The following is a 17,312-nucleotide window of genomic DNA, read 5'->3' on the forward strand; positions in this document are numbered from 1 at the left end:
CTACGGCCGCCAGTACCCCAGCCCGTGCACCCGCTGCTTCGGCAGCCCCGCCTCCTTGCGGAAGTAGCTCGTCAGGGCCCGGGTCGTGGCCGTGTCGCAGGCGATCCAGACGTACGGGTCGGCGCTGTGCTTCAGGAGGTCCGGGAAGGCCGCGCGGGCCTCGGAGACCAGGTGGGCGCCCGCGTCCCGGCGGGGGACCGGGCGGATGTCGTGGTGGTCGGCCGTGGTGCGGAAGGGGTAGCCGTCGGTGCCGTGGTCCGACTCGAACCAGATCGTCGCCTGGGCCGAACCCAGCGTGTCGAGGAGGGAGTTGAGCGCGGGCAGCGAGGCCGGATCGCCCATCGCGAAGACGTGCGAGGGTTCCGGCCGGGGCCGCGTGAAGCCGGTTCCCTGGACCGTCGCCTCGATGGTGTCACCGGGCTTCGCCGCCCGCGCCCAGTCGCTGGCGCATCCTTCGTGGAGCGCGAATTCGAGGCTGAACGTGCCCGCCTCGGGGTCCGGGTCGACCAGCGTGTACGCCCGCTGGTGCGGCTTGCCCGCGTTGTCGAACCACAGCCGGACCCACATCGTGGGGTGGGCGCCGGTGGCGGCGAGCATGCCGCCGTCGGTGAGGTGGAGGCGCCGGTAGCGCGGGGAGACGTCCTCGGCGCCCGTCACCGTGAACACGAAGTCCCCGCGACTCCCCTCGGCGTCGAGTTCGCGCCGCCGCACCGGGCGGACCGTATCCTCGCCCTGTTGGAGGAGAAGGACCAGTGGTCGGCGGGCGACCTGCCCGTTCTCCACATGGACACCCACCTCGCCTCGGCCGCGCCTCTCCTGGAGCTCCTCGCCGGCCTCGACGGCCTGACCCCGCACGAGTACGCCCTCCGCGGCCAACTCCTGCGCTGGGACCGCCGGATGGACGCCGACAGCACGGAGGCGGCGACCTACGCGGCCCTGCGTTCCGCCGTCGTACGCCGCCTCGCCACCCATCCCGCCTTCGCCGCACTGGCCGTCCCGCCCGCGTACCCGAGGTCTTCCTCCCCTGGCTCGCCCTGCTCTCCCGGATCGGCTTCGCGCTCGAAGGGCTCCTGAGCGCACGGGAGTTGTACGGGATCGATCGCGCCGCCCTGGTGAGAGAAGCCGTCGCCGAGGTGGCCGCCGACCCGGGCTCCGGCTCCGTGACCTGGGGAGAGCGGCACCGGCTGGTCCCCTGGCGGGCGCTCGGCAGCACCTCGTACGACGAACCGGGGCTCTCCGGCGACCACGACTGCGTGCTCTGCACCTCCGCCGTTCCCGGGCTCACCGATCTCAGCGCGCGGGGGCCCGCCGCGAGGTACGTCTGGGATCTGGCCCGGCGTGAGGACAGTCTGTGGGTCGTGCCCTTCGGGGCCTCCGGGGTTCCGGGATCCGGCCATCACCGCGATCAACTGCCGCTGTGGACAAGGGGGGATCTCGTCCCGGTCGTCACCGACTGGGCGCGGCTCACTCGGGAGTACCCGCCGGTTTCCTCGTACGGGGGTCGCCCGGCCGTTCATGAGCAGGTGGTCGACGGGTTCGGCACCGTGCGCGTGCTGCGGCTCGACCCCGTCGCCGACGCCGGTGTCGTGCATGGCTGGGTGAGTGAGCCGCGGACCGGGTTCTGGGGGATGAGCGGGCTGAGCGAGGAGCAAGTCGCCGAGATCTACGGTCACTTGGACACCCTCGACACCCATCACGCCTATCTGCTGGTCAAGGACGGTACGGCGGTCGGGCTGCTCCAGACCTATGAGCCCGAGGCCGACCGGGTGAGCGAGTGCTACACCGTCGAGCCCGGCGACATCGGCGTCCATCTGCTGCTCGCGCCCGCCGGGGCGGAGGGCGGGCGGGCCGGGTGGTCGGCCGCGCTGATGGGGGTGCTGGCGGAGTACGTGCTGGTCGGGCTCGGGCGGCGGCGGGTCGTGGTCGACCCCGATGTGGGGAACGAGAAAGCTGTCGCCCGCTTCTTGCGACAGGGGTTTGTCGCCGGGCCGGTTGTCGTGCTGCCCGAGATCGATCTGCCGGACGTGTATCTGCCCGAGAAGCGCGCCCAACTGGCGTTTCTTCCCCGGGAGGTAGCTTTTCCCGGGTGACTCCAGAGAACCCGGTGAACCCCGACGACCTGATCGCCCACTACGGCCTGGAGCCGATCCCGCGTGAGGGCGGGCTGTTCCGGCGTACCTGGGCGGGGCCCGAGCGGGCCGACGGGCGGCCGGAGGGTTCGGCGATCGTCGCGCTGCTGACCTCCGAGCCCGACGACTTCTCCGCGCTGCACCGGCTGCCCTCGGACGAGATCTGGCACTTCTACCTCGGCGATCCGCTGGAGATGCTGCTCCTCGCACCGGACGGGACGTCACGGGTGGTGGTGCTCGGGCCCGGTGTCCTGCACGGGCAGGAGATCCAGGTGACCGTGCCCGCCGGTACCTGGATGGGGGCGCGGGTCGTCGAGGGCGGGGCCTGGACCTTCTTCGGGTGCACGATGTCGCCCGGGTTCACCTACGAGGGGTACGAGCACGGCGACGGTGTCGAGCTGGCCGCGCGTTATCCGGCCGAGGCGGCTCGTGTCCGGGCACTGTGTCGGCCATGAGAGACATGAACCTTCTGGCAGGCCGGGTCGCCCTTGTCACCGGGGGCGGTGGCGGGATCGGGCGCGGGATCGCGTTGCGGTTCGCGGCGGAGGGGGCCGCCGTCGCCGTGCACTGCCGGACGTCGGACGAGGGTGCGCGGGACGTGGCCGCGCGGATCGGGGCGTCGGGCGGGCGGGCCGTCGTACTGCGGGGTGATCTCAGCGACGAGGACGAGTGCCGGCGGGTGGTGCGGGAGGCCGCCGAGTGGGGTGACGGGCGGTTGGACGCGCTGGTCAACAACGCGGGTGTGCAGCCGGTCCAGGAGCTGGCCGGGATGACGGTCGCGGACTGGCGGGCCGTCGTCGACACGAACGTCCTGAGTGTCTTCGCCTGTACGCAGGCCGCGGCCGAGGTCATGCGCGGGAATGACGGTGGGGGGAGCGGTGGCGGGAGCATCACGCACATCGCGTCCATCGAGGCCGCGCATCCGGCGCCCGGACACGCCCACTACAGCGCCTCGAAGGCCGCGGTGGTGATGCACGCCCGCTCGGCGGCGCTCGAATACGGGCCGTACGGGATCCGCGTCAACACCGTCTCGCCCGGGCTCGTCGACCGGGAGGGGCTGGCGGAGGACTGGCCGGACGGGGTGCGGCGTTGGCAACAGGCGGTGCCCGTAGGGAGGTTGGGGCGGGCCGAGGACATCGGGGACGCGTGTGTGTTCCTCGCCTCGGGGCTGGCGTCCTGGGTCAGCGGGCACGACCTGGTCGTGGACGGAGGGATGTCCGCGCGTCCCACGTGGTGAAGGCCACGGCGAATCCCGTGTCGGCCCGGTGAGCGGGGCGTCAGGATCGTCCGTACGTATACGAGAGCCGGATTGTCCCGGAGACGGAGAAGGTACGTGGGCCGACTACGGAACGAAGGGCGCGATGACCGACGAGCCGCAGGAGGCGAACACCCAGGGATCGGCAGAGGCGGATTCCGGGGGCTTCAAAGGGTGGTGCTGCTGGGCACCATGCTGGTCCTGTTCGTCCTCGTCGGCGGGGCGGGTACCGCGTCCGCGCACGCCGCTCTCCGAGACAGCGACCCCCGTGACGGAAGCGTCCTCGACTCCGCGCCCCGACAGGTCACCCTGAGCTTCACCGAGTCCGTCGGCCTGCTCGACGACTCCTTCCGGGTCTTCGACCCCGACAGCCGGCGCGTCAGCACCGGCGAGGCCGAGCATGTGAAGGGGAGTTCCGACGCGGTGCGCGTGAGCCTGCCCGAGGGGCTCGGCGAGGGCACGTTCACCGTGGCCTGGCGGGTCGTCTCGGCGGACAGCCACCCCATCTCGGGCGCCTTCACCTTCTCCATCGGGGAGCCCTCCGCGACCCCGGCCACGATCGACACCGGTCCCGTCGAGAACGCGGCCACCAGCGCCCTCTACGACATCGTGCGCTATCTGGCGTACGCGGCCCTGGCGCTGCTCGTCGGCACGGTCGTGTTCGTGCTGTTCTGCCGGCCGTCCAGTACTGACCCCCTGCGCAAGCTGGTCCTGACGGGCTGGTGGACCCTCCTCGTGTCCAGCGTCGCCCTGCTCCTGCTGCGCGGCCCGTACGAGGCGGGCACCGCCCCGGCCACCGCCTTCGACCTGTCGACCCTGGAGCGGACCGCGACCAGCAGGCCGGGCCTGGCACTCCTGGCCCGGATCGTCCTGCTGGCGGCAACGGCCGTACTGCTGACGGTGGTTGTACGTCGACGGCAACGTGACGGGGAGCGTGACGGGGACAGTGGCAAACCGGTCCTCCTCGCCGCCGGTGGCGTGCTCGCCCTCGGTCTCACGCTGACCTGGGCCGCCGCCGAACACGCCTCGGCCGGTATCCAGGTGCCGGTCGCGATGACGTCCTCGGTGCTGCATCTGCTCGCCATGGCAGCCTGGTTGGGCGGCCTCGCGGCCCTCCTCACCAGCCTCCAGGCGGCGGAGCCGCTTCCGATGTCCACCGTCGCCCGTTTCTCGCGACTGGCCTTCGTCTCCGTGACCGTCCTGACCGTCACCGGTGTCTACCAGGCCTGGCGCGGGCTGGGCTCCTGGGACGCGTTCACCGACACGTCGTACGGCCGCATCCTGATCGCCAAGCTGTGCGCGGTGGTGTTCCTGCTGGTGGCGGCCGGGTTCTCGCGCCGCTGGACCGCACGGCTGCTGGTGCCGGAGACGGCCGAGGCGGAGGCGAAGGTCGCGGAACGGGTGCCGGAGACGGTGGGGGGTCCGGCGGTGACGACGGTGAGCGCGGGTGACGGTGACGCCTCCGGCGACGGGGCATCCGACGACGTACGCCCGGAGAGTTCCCCTTCCCCTTCCCCTTACTCGTCCTCCTCTCCCTCCGACTCCTACCGTCGTCGGCTTCGTGGCTCCGTACTGGTCGAAGTGGCCGTCGGGGTGGCGGTGTTGGTGATCACGACGATTCTGACGGCCACCCTGCCGGGGCGCGCCGCCGCCGAGGCCGCGGAGGCCGCCAAGGACGCGCCCGCGCCCGGGGTGATCAGCGCGTCCACGACGACGATCCCCTTCGACGTCGGTACGCCCGGCGGGCACGGCAAGGTGCAGGTCACCCTCGAACCGGCCCGGGTCGGCGAGAACAGTGTGCAGGCCGTGGTGTTCGGGCCCGACGACGGTTTCGCGGTCGTCCCCGAACTCCGGATCTCCTTCTCCCTCCCCAGCAAGGACATTGGCCCGCTCAACGCCGAGGTCACCGACCTGGGCGGCTACTGGGGCACCAACACCCTTCAGCTGCCGATCGCCGGCACCTGGACGATGAAGGTGACGATCCGGACCTCGGACGTCGACCAGGTGAGCGTGTCCCGGAAGGTGAAGATCAGTCCCTAGTCCCCGACCTGGGCGAGGCGGTCGGCGAGGGCGGTGACCGACGCGAGGATCTCCGTCGGTGGTCGGGCCAGGTCGACCGCGTGGGTGGTGACGGTGATGCCGGCGTTGCGGATCGGGTGGCGGACGGGGGCGTCGCCCCGCTGGGCCGCGTACACGAGGTGGCCGTGTGGGAGGGCCAACGCCGTGCAGTAGCTGAGCAGTTGGTACATGTGCTCGTGGGGCGGCGGTGCGGCGCCGAGGTCGATGTACTTGGCGTCCACGACGGTCAGCGGGCGTCCGGCGCGGTAGAGGACCAGGTCGGGGCGGATCCGGACGCGGGAGCCCACGTCCAAGTGGTGGCGCCGGTCCTGGGGCCGGACCCGGATCCGGTGCGGGACCAGGGCGGCGGTCAGGGTGTCCGTGAGGAACCGCTCGAACACCCGGGCAAGGTCGAGGACGAAGCCGTCGGTCGTCACGGGGGTGGGGCCGTCGTGCGGGGAGATGCCGCGGTCGGTGAGGATCAGCTCCGCCAGACGCAGGGCGGGCGCGTAACGGGAGTTGAGGCGGGTCGGCGTCCAGGTGGGCAGCGGGGTGCCCGGGCGCAGCGGGGTGACCTCGGGGAGGCGTCCGGCCAGGTGGCGCAGGGTGCGGCGGGCCGTGTCCGTGACTCCGGGCAGGCGTTCCAGGCGGTGCAGCGCGGCCAGCAGGACACGGTTCTCCGCGATGTCGGCCGTGAAGTCGTCGTAGCGGACGGCCACGGGGAGCGGCAGTCCCGTCCGGCGCAGCTGGTCTGCGGTGCGGATCCGGCCGCGTACGACGGGGAGTTCGTCGTCGGTGACGCGGTAGCCGTGCAGGACGCCGGGGTCGAGGGCGCGGCGGGCGGCGCGGGCGTAGGCGTCGGCGAGGGCGGGGAGCAGGGCGTCGTCGGACGCCGACGCGGTGACCGGCTGGTCCTGCCAGGGGGTGCCCGGGGCGTGGGTGAGGAGGAACAGCAGCTGGGAGACCGGGAGTTTGGGGCGGATACGGAGTTCGACGGTGGCATCGCCGCGTCCGAGCCGGACCAGGCCGACGCGCTGCCGGCCCGAGACACGCCAGAGCCCGCTCGCGGCCGGGGTGAGCCGGACGAGGTCCGGGCGCCTGATCAGGGTGGCGACCTGGGCGGGGCGCAGCGCGACCTGGACGCCTGGGCCGGTCTCGGTGAGGGAGACGGGGCCGGTGGGGTCGGTGGTGAGGAGCAGCATGGCGGCCACCGGGTCACTCCGGCGCGGAGCGCGGGGTGGGCAGGGCGGCGCCGAGGGCGTCGAGCCCGTACTCCTCCTCGACGTCGATGCCCGTGCCGTACAGCTGGTCCTCCAGGAGGGGCAGGATCTGAGTGCTCCAGATCAGCTCCAGGCCGTCGGGGTCGGCCGCCTGATGGTTCATCAGGTACGACGGCCCGATCGCCTGGTCCGGGTCGGCCAGGCGGGAGTTGAGGGCGTCGAGGAGGTCGGCCGGGCGCTCGGGCAGGTTGTGGCGGTCCAGCCAGCGGCGCAGCAGACCGGCGACGGGCGGGCGGTCCGGGGAGAGCCTGCGGAAGGCGAAGCGGCGGCGCATGGCCGCGTCCACCAGGGCGATGGAACGGTCGGCGGTGTTCATCGTGCCGATGATGTAGACGTTCTTGGGCAGGTCGAACTGCTGCTCGGGCGAGTACTGGGTGATGATCGGCTCCTCCCGGTACTCCAGCAGGAAGTACAGCTCGCCGAAGACCTTGGCGAGGTGGGCCCGGTTGATCTCGTCGATGACCAGGACGTACGGGTTGGCCGGGTCCTGCCGGGCCCGGTCCACCAGCAGCTTGAACGGTCCCGGCACCACCTCGAAGACCACCGTGCCGCCGTCGCTCCTGACCGGCCGGAACCCCTCGAAGAAGTCCTCGTAGGTGTAGGAGGGGTGGAACTGCACCAGCCTCGTGCGGTCCGGCCCGGCCACGTGCTGGGCGAGGCGCCGGGCCAGGAAGGTCTTCCCGGTGCCGGGCGGGCCGTACAGGATGATCTGCTGCATCCGCTCCAGCTGGCGTGCGGTGTCCCGCAACCAGCCGACGGGCATGAGGAGTTCGCCCGCGAGGTCCTCGCCGACCGGCGGCAGCTCGATCGGGCGGGTCGCGTCGACCTTGAGCAGCTCCTCCTCGACGGCGTCGGTCAGATCGGCGGCCTCGGCGAGTTCGGCGGCGACCGTGCTGATGTCGTAGACGGTGGGCGGGCGTTGGAGCTGGCTCTGCACCTGCTCGGGGAGGTCGGCGCGGTGCAGCGGGCGGTTGGCGGTGGCCCACTTGACCGGGCGGCGGCGGGCCCGGTCGGGGCCGTCGGAGAGGTCGTACCGGGCCGGGCCCTCGACCGTGCCGACGTGCACGTCGTCGGGGGTGACGGTGACGACGACGTCCCCCTGCTTCATCTGCGAGAGGAACAGGTGGAGTTGGCTCGTCGTCTGGCCCCGGGCCTGTGCGGAGGCCTCCGGCATGGCACGGGAGACGGCCTGCTGGATCGCGTACTTGGGGGAGTCGGCGGGGATCTCCGGCAGCTCCATGAACGAGGTCGAGCAGTATCCGTGCGCCAGCCAGTCCGGGATGTGGTTCTGCCCGTCGACGTTGAACCCCCTCACCAGCCAGCCCTGTTGGCCGACCTGGGTCGCGCCGGGGCGCCAGTGGTCCAGCCAGGGATCGGCGAAGAAGTTCACCGGTTCCGCCGACTCCTCCTGCAACAGGCCGCGCAGGGCGAGGAGGTCGCGGTCGTCGTCGCCGGTGGGGTCCGGGAGACGGTCGCGGTAGCCGGTCAGGATGCGCCGCTTGCTCTGGGTGCTGGCGATGGGGAGGAAGGTCTCGGGGAACAGGAGTGCCTGGAGGACGTGGACCTGGGCGCGGGCCTTGTTGTGGCCCATGGACGTGAGGACGGTGCGGCATGTGTCGCGGAAGAGCCAGGGATCTTCGAGCAGTTCTCGCCTCCCGTGGGGAGAGAGCGCCGTCAGCTCCTCCACCAGCAGCACCAGGAACTGGAACTGCGCCCAGCGGTAGTTGAGGAAGGCCTGGCCGCCGTTGATGAACCCGTTGAGCGGGGCGCCGAGTTCGGCCGGGATGGCGATGTCCCGGTGGGCCCAGGAGAGCACCTCGTTCAGGATCTCCCGTTTCCTCGGCACGCCTATCTGTTCCGGCTTCAGCGGTACGAGGTTGACGTAGAGGAGTTCCGCGGCGAGGACGATCGTCGCGTGGGGTGCGCCGGCCAGTTGCCGTTCGAGCTTCACGAGGAAGGTGTCCGAGGACTCGTCCGGCTGGTCGACGAACCTGCGCCGCAGGTCGGTCGCCGTGTCGTACGTCCAGATGGTCAGCCCCGGGACGAAGGCGGAGCGGCCGTCGAGCAGCCCGCCCCGGAAGACGCGCCGCGCCGCACCGACGACAGGAGCCCCTTCAACTGTCGTGCCGTGTATGCCCGTTCGTGGCCCACGCTGCTCGATCACGTCCGATGTCCCCCAGTTCGCCCCGGCTCTCGCGCCGCTCATCGTAGGCGCCGACCCGGAACCACACCGCCAGGACGATCGGATAGACCAGGTAGCCGAAACGGGTGGCCGGTATCAGGCACATCGCCAGGCCCAGGCCGACGGCCAGGCGGTCCGCCGCCGCCCGGACCGTGTGCGGCGGCCGGACCACGAGGGACGCGGCCACCGCGACGGCGCTCGCGACCAGCAGCGCGACCGCGAGGACGAAGCCACCGGGCACGTACTCGGCGAGCAGATGCCCGGGCAGCGGGCTCGTCGCCGGGGACTGGATGCCGCCCTTGCCCAGCGGGAACAGCACCACGTGCTCGACGAAGGCGTGGGGGTCGGCCAGTGCGACCGGTAGGACAGCCGCCGCTGCCGTCAGGAGCGCGGTCGCCGCAGCCCGTACGGCCGTGCTGCGGCCCGCCGTGACGGCGATCAGGACCAGGGCGACGGGGAGGAGGGGCCAGGCCGTCCACTTCAGGGATGCCGCGGCGCCTATCGCCAGCCCGGCCGCGACCCCGGTACCGGGTCCGGGTCCGGACCCCGCCCGGCCCGCCAGCGCCAGCCCCAGGCACATCAGCCCGATCACCGGCAGGTCGACCCCGCCGACGGCGAGGGGCAGGGCCACGGCCGGGAAGGAGACCAGCAGCGCCGTACGGACCGAGCCGGCTGTCTGCGCCGTACGGGCCGAGCCGGCTGTCCGGCCCGTACGGCATCTGGTCGTCGCGTACATGCAGGCCACGAAGGCCGCGCAGAACCACAGGCGGGCGTCCGTGAGCGGGGCCAGGGGCGTGTCGCCCTGGAGGGCGTGGGGGAGGCCGAAGAGGGCCATGCCGGGCAGATACGGGTTGTAGTCGTCCAGGGTGGTGGGGTGGGCGGGGTACGGGCTGCCCGTGTGCAGGAGCAGGGCGCCCGAGTGCTCGACGACCCCGACCTCGGACTGGGCCCCGCCGAGCACGATCAGCAGGGCCAGGGGGAGCAGGACCGCGCCGACGGTGGCCGCGCGCAGTGCCCGGCCCGTCCAGGGGCGCGGGTCACGGGCCGCCAGGATCGCCGCCGTGCCGTAGCCGAGGGCCGCGCAGACGCTCCACACGCGGTGCGGGGTCAGGGATGTGACCAGCGCCAGGCCGAGGGCGAAGGCGGCGCAGGCCAGGAGATGGACGACGTCCCAGCGGACCGGGGGCCGGGCCGGGCGTGCCGGGGCGACTGCTGTGGCCGTCGTCGTGGCGGGTGCGGTGACGGGTGCCGTGGCAGGTGCCGTGACGGTGGTCGTGCTGGGCATGGGCGGGCTCCTGCCGGCTCCGGCTGACGGGTGAGGTGATCACCACCAATGTCGTTTCCGGACCGGCCCGCCCACCTCGGCCGAAAGGTCACTGTTCGTGACCGGCACGGTGCGCTGCTCGGCCGATCGGCCGAGGGAGTGAGGCGGCGAGATGTGCGTGGACTGTTTGCCGTCTATCTGTTAGCAAACCTTCTCTTTTTGATGTCCATCACGTTTCAGGCACGGAGGCCTTCAGCTCTTGACGCATGACAGGACATGGAGCTCTTATTGCCGCCACGATGTTTGGTCAAGTTGATTTCTGGTCGATTTAGGTCAGCGTGGACCAAGCGTAGTCGTGCCCTTGCTCCCCGTTTGGGGGGTCTGTCATCAGGAGCCGTCATGCACCACACCCCCTCCGGTCTGTCCGTCCCCGGTCCCAGCCGCCGCACCCTGCTGCGCGGGATCGGCGGCGCGGCGGCGCTCGGCGCTGCCGTCCCGCTGCTGAGCGCCTGTGGCGGCGACAGCGGCTCGGGTTCCGACGCGAAGACCGTCACCCTCGGCTCGAACTCGTCGGACGCCGTGCCGAAGAAGGCCTTCGCCGAGATCTACGCGGCGTTCACGAAGAAGACCGGCATCAAGGTCGACGTGAACACGAAGGACCACAACACGTTCCAGGAGCAGATCAACTCCTACCTCCAGGGCACCCCGGACGACGTGTTCACCTGGTTCGCCGGCTACCGCATGCAGTTCTTCGCGGGCAAGGGCCTGGCCAGCCCGATCGACGACGTGTGGCAGAAGATCGGGGGCAACTTCCCCGACGCGATGAAGCAGCTCAGCAAGGGCGCGGACGGCAAGTACTACTTCGTGCCGCTGTACACGTACCCCTGGGCGATGTTCTACCGGAAGAGCGTCTTCAAGGAGCACGGCTACGAAGTGCCCACCACCTGGGCGCAGTTCATCGCGCTGTGCAAGCAGATGAAGGCGGACGGCCTGGTCCCGATCGCCTTCGGCGACAAGGACGCCTGGCCCGCGCTCGGCACCTTCGACCAGATCAACTTCCGTACGAACGGATACGACTTCCACACCGAGCTGATGGCCGGAAAGGCATCCTGGACCGACGCGAAGGTTCGCGCCACGTTCGACAACTGGGCCGAAATTCTCCCCTATCACCAGGAGGGCTCGACGGGCCGAACCTGGCAGGACGCGGCCCAGACGCTCGTCTCGAAGAAGGCCGGCATGTATCTGCTGGGCACCTTCGTGGGCCAGCAGTTCACGAACGCGACCGATCGTGAGGACCTCGACTTCTTCGCCTTCCCGGAGATCGACCCCTCCTTCGGGCAGGACACGGTCGAGGCGCCCACCGACGGCTTCATGCTCAGCAAGTCACCGAAGAACAAGGCCGGTTCGGTCCAGCTCCTGGAGTACCTGGGCACTCCGGAGGCCGAGGAGATCTACCTCAAGTCCGACCCGAACGTCGTCGCCGCCTCCACCACCGCCGACACCTCCTCGTACAGCGCCCTCCAGAAGAAGGCGTACGCGATGATCTCCGGCGCGAAGAGCCTCACCCAGTTCATGGACCGCGACAGCCGCCCGGACTTCACCTCCACGGTGATGCAGCCCGCGCTACAGAAGTTCATCCGCGATCCCAAGGGCATCGACAGCCTGCTCTCGTCCATCGAGCGCCAGAAGAAGACGATCTTCGCCTCCTCATGAGCACCTTCGAATCGAATTCCATTGCCCCGGGGGTGGCGGTCGAGCCGCCCCCGGGCGGTACCGTCACCCCCTCGTCCCCGCAGCGACTCAAGCCGCCCCAGGGGCACAAGAGGCTCCTCACCCGCAAGGACAGGGTCGCCCTCGGCTTCATGGCCGGGGTGCCGACGTTCCTGCACATCGCCCTCGTGTGGGTGACGGCCCTCGCCTCGGTCGCGCTGGCCTTCACCACCTGGGACGGCATCGGCTTCGGCTCCATCAAGTGGGTCGGGCTCCAGAACTTCCGCGAACTGTTCGACAGCAACCCGCAGTTCTGGCCGGCCGTCCAGCACAACGTGATCTGGTTCGTCGTACTGATCCTGATCCCGACCCCGCTCGGCCTGTTCCTGGCCGTGCAGCTGGACAAGAACATCCGGTTCAGCCGGGTCTACCAGACGGCGTTCTTCCTGCCGGTCGTGGTGTCGATGGCGGTCATCGGCTTCGTCTGGCAGCTGGTCTACAACCCGGACACGGGCCTGATCAACAGCCTGATCGGCGCCAACAAGCCCGGCCACTACATCGACTGGATCGGCGACCCGGACCTCAACCTCTGGGCCATCCTCGTCGCCGCCGCCTGGCGGCACACCGGCTACATGATGATCCTGTACCTGGCCGGTCTGAAGGGCGTCGACCCGTCGCTGCGCGAGGCGTCCTCGCTCGACGGCGCCAACGAGTGGCAGACGTTCAAGAACGTCATCTTCCCGACCCTGCGCCCGACCAACACGATCGTCCTGGTCGTCACGATCATCGAGTCGCTGCGCGCGTTCGACCTCGTGTACGTCTTCAACGGCGGTGCCCAGGGCACCGAGTTGCTGTCGATCCTGGTCACGAACAACATCATCGGCGAGTCCAGCCGGATCGGTTACGGGTCCGCGATCGCCGTCGTGCTGCTGCTGATCTCGCTCGTCGTGATCATTCCGTACCTGGTCAGCACCTTCCGGAAGGAGCGGCGAGCATGAGCGCCGCCATGTCGTTGAAACAGCGCGCCCCCGTCCGGCCCGCCCGCGTGCTGCTGCACGTGTTCCTCGTCCTCATGTCGCTGGCCTGGCTCGCGCCGCTGCTGTGGGCGATGTACGCGGCCCTGCGCCCGTACTCCGAGACCAGCGACAAGGGCTATGTCTCCTGGCCCGACAAGCTGAGCTTCTCCAACTTCACGAACGCGTTCACGCAGTCGGACATGACGCACTACTTCGTCAACACGCTGATCATCGCCGTACCGGCGGTGCTGCTGACGCTGTTCCTGTCGTCGATGGTCGCCTTCTACGTCAGCCGCTTCGACTTCCGCGTCAACCTGTTCCTGCTCCTGGTCTTCACGGCGGGCAACCTGCTCCCGCAGCAGGTCATCATCACCCCGCTGTACCGCCTCTACCTGCTGGTGGACCTGCCGGGGATCACCGACTCCGGCAAGCTGTACGACTCCGCGCTGGGCCTCGTCCTCATCCACATCGCGTTCCAGTCGGGCTTCTGCGCGTTCGTGCTGGCCAACTACATGCGGATGCTCCCGCACGAGCTGACCGAGGCCGCGCTGGTCGACGGCGCGTCGGTGTGGCGGATGTACTGGCAGATCGTGCTGCCGCTGTGCCGCCCCGCGATGGCGGCTCTGGCCACGCTCCTCTCCATCTGGATCTACAACGACTTCTTCTGGGCCATCGTGCTCATCTCGACCGGCGAGAACATGCCGATCACCTCGGCGCTCAACAACCTCTCCGGGCAGTACTTCACCGACCCCAACCTGGTAGCCGCGGGTGCGTTGTTGACGGCGATCCCGACACTGATCGTTTACTTCGCGCTACAGCGGCAGTTCGTCAGTGGTCTTACCTTGGGCGCCAACAAGGGCTGACGCCCGCCAGTCGATGGGCTGTTCGCCCGGCTAGTCGAAAGAGAACGACAAGTGTCCCTCCCCTTCACGCCCGTTGCCTCCGTGCCCGTGGACGTCCGTCGCGCCCGCGTCCACGAGGAGGGCTGGCAGTCCTGGAGCCCCAGCGGCGCCTACGCCCCGGGCGACAAGCCGTACCGCCCGACGAACGACAACTGGGCGACGGTCTGCTACCGCCCCGGACACCCCGTCCCCGAAGGCGTCTTCCAGGGCGAGGGCCTGCTCGCCCTGGACCCGGGCGACGGATCACCCGTACGCCTGTGGGCGGCACCGGACCCGACCCGCCAAGTCCCCTCCATACGCCTGGAGTTCAGGGAGGGCAGCCGGGCGGAGGTGAGCGCGGACGGCCCGGTGGAGTCGCTGGAGTACGCGGAGTACGCGGGTGACATCCAGGCGGCACTGGGGAGTTGGGCCGAGGGACGCGGGCTGCCGGTACCCCGCCCGGCGCCGACGGTCTGGTGCTCCTGGTACGAGTACTTCACCGAGGTCACCGAGGACGACATCCACGAGAACCTGCGCGCGATGGACGTCCTCGACCTGCCCATCGACGTCGTCCAGATAGACGACGGCTACCAGAAGGCACTCGGCGACTGGCTCACCCTCTCGGGCCGCTTCCGCTCCCGGGCCGGCATAGCCGACCGCATCCGCGCAGGCGGCCGCCGGGCGGGCATCTGGACGGCCCCCTTCCTGGTCGACCCGAGCAGCGAACTGGCCGCGGAACACCCGGAGTGGCTGGTGAGGGACGTGCAGGGCGCGCCGCTGCACGCGGGCCGCAACTGGGGGCACGACCTGTACGTCCTGGACACGACCCACCCGGCCGCGGCGGCCTACCTGACCGAGGTGTTCACGACCCTGCGCGCCGAGGGCTACGACTACTTCAAGGTCGACTTCCTGTACGCGGGCGCGCTGGAGGGCGTACGGCATGACGGGGACGGGGACGAGCGGGCCGCTTTGGTCGCGTACCGCGCGGGTATCGCCCTGATCCGGGAGGCGATAGGCCCGGACGCATATCTCCTCGGCTGCGCCGCCCCGATCCTCCCCTCCCTCGGCCTGTTCGACGCGATGCGGGTCAGTGCGGACACCGCCCCGCACCGCCGTCCCGAGGCCGGCGACTACTCCCAACCCGGCCAGGACGCCGCCGAGTTCACCGGCGTAGGACGCCAGTGGCAGCACGGCCGGCTCTGGGTCAACGACCCCGACTGTCTGATGGCCCGCCCGGCCGTGGAGACGCGGGAGCGCTGGGCGGCGCACGTCGAGGCGACCGGCGGCCTGATGGCGTCGAGCGACCGCCTGTTGTCCCTTGACGAGTGGGGCGTGGAGACAACGCGCCGCCTCCTGACCGGAGTCGACCGATGAAGCGCGAACTCGCCCTCCCCGGTATCGCGTACGGGGGTGACTACAACCCCGAGCAGTGGCCCGAGGAGGTCTGGGCCGAGGACATGCGCCTGATGCGCGAGGCCGGGGTCACCATGGTGAGCGTCGGCATCTTCTCCTGGGCGCTGCTCGAACCGGCCGAGGGCGTCTACGACTTCGGCCGGATGGACCGACTCCTGGACCTGTTGCACGAGAACGGCATCGCGGCCGACCTGGCGACTCCGACGGCGGCTCCTCCGGCCTGGTTCTTCAAGGCCCACCCGGAGGCGCTGCCGGTGGACAAGGACGGCCGCCGACTGTCGTACGGCAGCCGTCAGACGTTCTGCCCTTCGAGCCCCGCCTACCGCGAGGCGGCCCTGCGGATCGCGGACGCGCTGGCGAAGCGCTACGCGGACCACCCGGCGGTCGCGATGTGGCACGTCCACAACGAGTACGGCTGCCACAACCCCGCCTGCTACTGCGACGAGAGCGCGGAGTCGTTCCGCCGCTGGCTGCGGGACAGGTACGAGGACCTGGACGCGCTGAACGAGGCCTGGGGGACGACCTTCTGGAGCCAGTGGTACTACGACTGGGCCGAGGTCATCCCGCCCCGGGCGACGGGCGCGGTCCCGAACCCGACGCACCAGCTGGACTGGCGCCGCTTCTGTAGCGACGAGCTGCTGTCGCTGTACAAGGCGGAGCGGGACGTACTGAGGGCGGCGGCGCCGGAGACTCCGGCGACCACCAACTTCATGGTGATGTACAACTTCGACGCGCTGGACTACTGGCGCTGGTCCCCGGAGTTGGATGTGGTGTCGAACGACCACTACCTCCGCTCGACGGACCCTGAGTCGGAGATCGACATAGCGCTGAGCGGCGACCTGATGCGCTCGCTGGCGGGCGGCCCCTGGCTGTTGATGGAACACTCCACGGGCGCGGTGAACTGGCAGCCGGTCAACAGGGCCAAGACGGCAGGGGAGTTGCGCCGCAACGCCCTCGCCCATGTCGCCCACGGCGCCGACGGCATCGCGTACTTCCAGTGGCGGGCCGCGAAGGCGGGCGCGGAACAGTGGCACTCGGCGATGCTTCCGCACGCCGGCACGGACAGCCAGATCTGGCGTGACGTGGTCCAACTGGGCGCGGATCTACGGGCGTTGGCCGAGGTGCGCGGCAGCACGGGCACGGCCTCGGTGGCCATCGTCTGGGACTGGGACGCCCGTTGGGCCCTGGAACTCCCCTCCCAGCCGAGCGGCGAACTCCGCTTCCAGGACCTCGTACGGGGCTGGTACGAGCCGCTGTGGCGGGCGGGTGTGGCGGTGGACTTCGTACGCCCGGGGGACGAGTTGGAGGGATACCGGCTGGTGCTCGCGCCCAGCCTGTACCTGGTGGACGGCGAGGGTGCGGCGAACCTCGTGGGCTTCGCGGAGGGCGGCGGCACCCTGACCGTCGGTTTCCACAGCGGGGCAGTGGACGCCAACTGCCATGTACGGCTGGGTGGTTACCCGGGGGCGTTCCGAGAAGTGCTGGGGGTGCGCGCGGACGAGTTGTTCCCGCTCCTGCCGGGTGAGTCGGTGGGGCTGGGGGAGGGCCGTACCGGTTCGCTGTGGTCGGAGCGGTTGCGGCTGGAGGGAGTGGGAGCGGAGGCGGTGCTGTCGTACGAGGACGGTCCGCTGGCCGGTGTCCCGGCGGTGACGCGCAACTCGGTGGGCGCGGGCGTGGGTTGGTATGTGGCGACCCGGCCGGACGCGTCGACGCTGGGCGCGCTGCTCGGGCGTATGTGCGCGGAGGCGGGGGTCGCGGCGGGGCGGGTGACTCCGGTGGGCGTGGAGGCGGTGGTGCGGCGGGGACCGGATGCCGACTTCCTCTTCCTGATCGACCATGCGGGCGACGGGGCCGAGGTCGAGGTGGCGGAGGGGGCGACCGAACTGCTCGGAGGGGAACGGGTGGTGGGTGGTTCGGTGCGGGTTCCGGCGGGCGGGGTGGCGGTCGTACGGGAGCCTCGCGGGCGTCAATAGGTGTCCATGTACGCCCTGTACGCCCTCTTGATGAGGTGTCAGGTGGCTCATACCCTGCTCTCCTGGATCGATGAGTGGACCAGGGGGCAGGGTTGGCCACGGAACCGTCCGATCAGTCCGAACCAGCCGAAGCGTCCGAATCGTCAACGCC

Annotated in this window: 12 protein-coding genes and 1 pseudogene; 9 read left to right on the top strand and 4 right to left on the bottom strand. The window is 70.5% G+C overall.

Annotation, left to right across the window (positions count from 1 at the left end; genetic code table 11):
• Window positions 1–711, bottom strand: a complete 711-nt coding sequence (locus OG787_RS25125; protein ID WP_369028982.1) for a siderophore-interacting protein — start codon at window positions 709–711, stop codon at window positions 1–3.
• Between OG787_RS25125 and OG787_RS25130 the strand changes: the two are divergent.
• The 4 genes and pseudogenes from OG787_RS25130 to OG787_RS25145 all read left to right on the top strand — a co-directional run.
• Window positions 673–2,090: pseudogene (locus OG787_RS25130) on the top strand (GNAT family N-acetyltransferase); the annotation flags it as partial. The gene OG787_RS25125 and the pseudogene OG787_RS25130 sit on opposite strands and share 39 nt — an antisense overlap.
• Window positions 2,091–2,104: 14 nt before the next feature.
• The gene (locus tag OG787_RS25135; protein WP_369029260.1) at window positions 2,105–2,584 is read left to right on the top strand and encodes a cupin domain-containing protein; all 480 of its coding nucleotides are present in this window, start codon (window positions 2,105–2,107) and stop codon (window positions 2,582–2,584) included.
• Window positions 2,585–2,589: 5 nt separating this feature from the next.
• The gene (locus OG787_RS25140) at window positions 2,590–3,366 is read left to right on the top strand and encodes an SDR family NAD(P)-dependent oxidoreductase (RefSeq protein WP_405540580.1); all 777 of its coding nucleotides are present in this window, start codon (window positions 2,590–2,592) and stop codon (window positions 3,364–3,366) included.
• 195 nt (window positions 3,367–3,561) lie between these two features.
• Window positions 3,562–5,424, top strand: a complete 1,863-nt coding sequence (locus OG787_RS25145) for a copper resistance CopC/CopD family protein (RefSeq protein WP_405540581.1) — start codon at window positions 3,562–3,564, stop codon at window positions 5,422–5,424.
• On the opposite strand, the gene OG787_RS25150 is transcribed toward OG787_RS25145, so the two are convergent.
• The 3 genes from OG787_RS25150 to OG787_RS25160 are packed head-to-tail and all read right to left on the bottom strand — an operon-like array spanning window position 5,421 to window position 10,189.
• On the bottom strand, window positions 5,421–6,644 hold the full coding sequence (locus OG787_RS25150) for an McrC family protein (RefSeq protein ID WP_405540582.1): 1,224 nt from the start codon (window positions 6,642–6,644) through the stop codon (window positions 5,421–5,423). The genes OG787_RS25145 and OG787_RS25150 overlap by 4 nt on opposite strands.
• Window positions 6,645–6,657: 13 nt before the next feature.
• Complete coding sequence (locus tag OG787_RS25155) at window positions 6,658–8,886, bottom strand: AAA family ATPase (protein WP_405536451.1); 2,229 nt, start codon at window positions 8,884–8,886, stop codon at window positions 6,658–6,660.
• The gene (locus tag OG787_RS25160) at window positions 8,837–10,189 is read right to left on the bottom strand and encodes a glycosyltransferase 87 family protein (RefSeq protein WP_405536452.1); all 1,353 of its coding nucleotides are present in this window, start codon (window positions 10,187–10,189) and stop codon (window positions 8,837–8,839) included. The genes OG787_RS25155 and OG787_RS25160 overlap by 50 nt, the downstream gene beginning before the upstream one ends.
• A 378-nt stretch (window positions 10,190–10,567) precedes the next feature.
• Between OG787_RS25160 and OG787_RS25165 the strand changes: the two genes are divergently transcribed.
• From OG787_RS25165 to OG787_RS25185, 5 genes are read left to right on the top strand one after another with little or no spacing between them, the layout of a single operon-like run.
• Window positions 10,568–11,881: an ABC transporter substrate-binding protein gene (locus OG787_RS25165; RefSeq protein WP_369028979.1), complete on the top strand. Its 1,314-nt coding sequence runs from the start codon at window positions 10,568–10,570 to the stop codon at window positions 11,879–11,881.
• On the top strand, window positions 11,878–12,876 hold the full coding sequence (locus OG787_RS25170; protein WP_369028978.1) for a carbohydrate ABC transporter permease: 999 nt from the start codon (window positions 11,878–11,880) through the stop codon (window positions 12,874–12,876). The genes OG787_RS25165 and OG787_RS25170 overlap by 4 nt, the downstream gene beginning before the upstream one ends.
• Window positions 12,873–13,757, top strand: a complete 885-nt coding sequence (locus OG787_RS25175; protein WP_369028977.1) for a carbohydrate ABC transporter permease — start codon at window positions 12,873–12,875, stop codon at window positions 13,755–13,757. The genes OG787_RS25170 and OG787_RS25175 overlap by 4 nt, the downstream gene beginning before the upstream one ends.
• A gap of 51 nt (window positions 13,758–13,808) precedes the next feature.
• On the top strand, window positions 13,809–15,149 hold the full coding sequence (locus tag OG787_RS25180) for a glycoside hydrolase family 36 protein (protein WP_405536453.1): 1,341 nt from the start codon (window positions 13,809–13,811) through the stop codon (window positions 15,147–15,149).
• Window positions 15,146–17,161, top strand: coding sequence for a beta-galactosidase (locus OG787_RS25185; protein WP_405536454.1), 2,016 nt, complete (start codon window positions 15,146–15,148; stop codon window positions 17,159–17,161). Before OG787_RS25180 ends, OG787_RS25185 begins: the two co-directional genes overlap by 4 nt.
• The last annotated feature ends 151 nt before the right edge of the window (window positions 17,162–17,312 follow it).

The organism is Streptomyces sp. NBC_00075 (assembly GCF_045041225.1).
GTDB lineage: Bacteria > Actinomycetota > Actinomycetes > Streptomycetales > Streptomycetaceae > Streptomyces > Streptomyces adonidis.

What these genes read in the sequence shown, in the direction of transcription:
- OG787_RS25140 (WP_405540580.1), top strand. Translation starts at nt 2,590, where the DNA reads ATGAACCTTCTGGCAGGCCGGGTCGCCCTTGTCACCGGGGGCGGTGGC.
- OG787_RS25150 (WP_405540582.1), bottom strand. Translation starts at nt 6,644, where the DNA reads ATGCTGCTCCTCACCACCGACCCCACCGGCCCCGTCTCCCTCACCGAG.
- OG787_RS25160 (WP_405536452.1), bottom strand. Translation starts at nt 10,189, where the DNA reads ATGCCCAGCACGACCACCGTCACGGCACCTGCCACGGCACCCGTCACC.
- OG787_RS25165 (WP_369028979.1), top strand. Translation starts at nt 10,568, where the DNA reads ATGCACCACACCCCCTCCGGTCTGTCCGTCCCCGGTCCCAGCCGCCGC.
- OG787_RS25170 (WP_369028978.1), top strand. Translation starts at nt 11,878, where the DNA reads ATGAGCACCTTCGAATCGAATTCCATTGCCCCGGGGGTGGCGGTCGAG.
- OG787_RS25175 (WP_369028977.1), top strand. Translation starts at nt 12,873, where the DNA reads ATGAGCGCCGCCATGTCGTTGAAACAGCGCGCCCCCGTCCGGCCCGCC.
- OG787_RS25185 (WP_405536454.1), top strand. Translation starts at nt 15,146, where the DNA reads ATGAAGCGCGAACTCGCCCTCCCCGGTATCGCGTACGGGGGTGACTAC.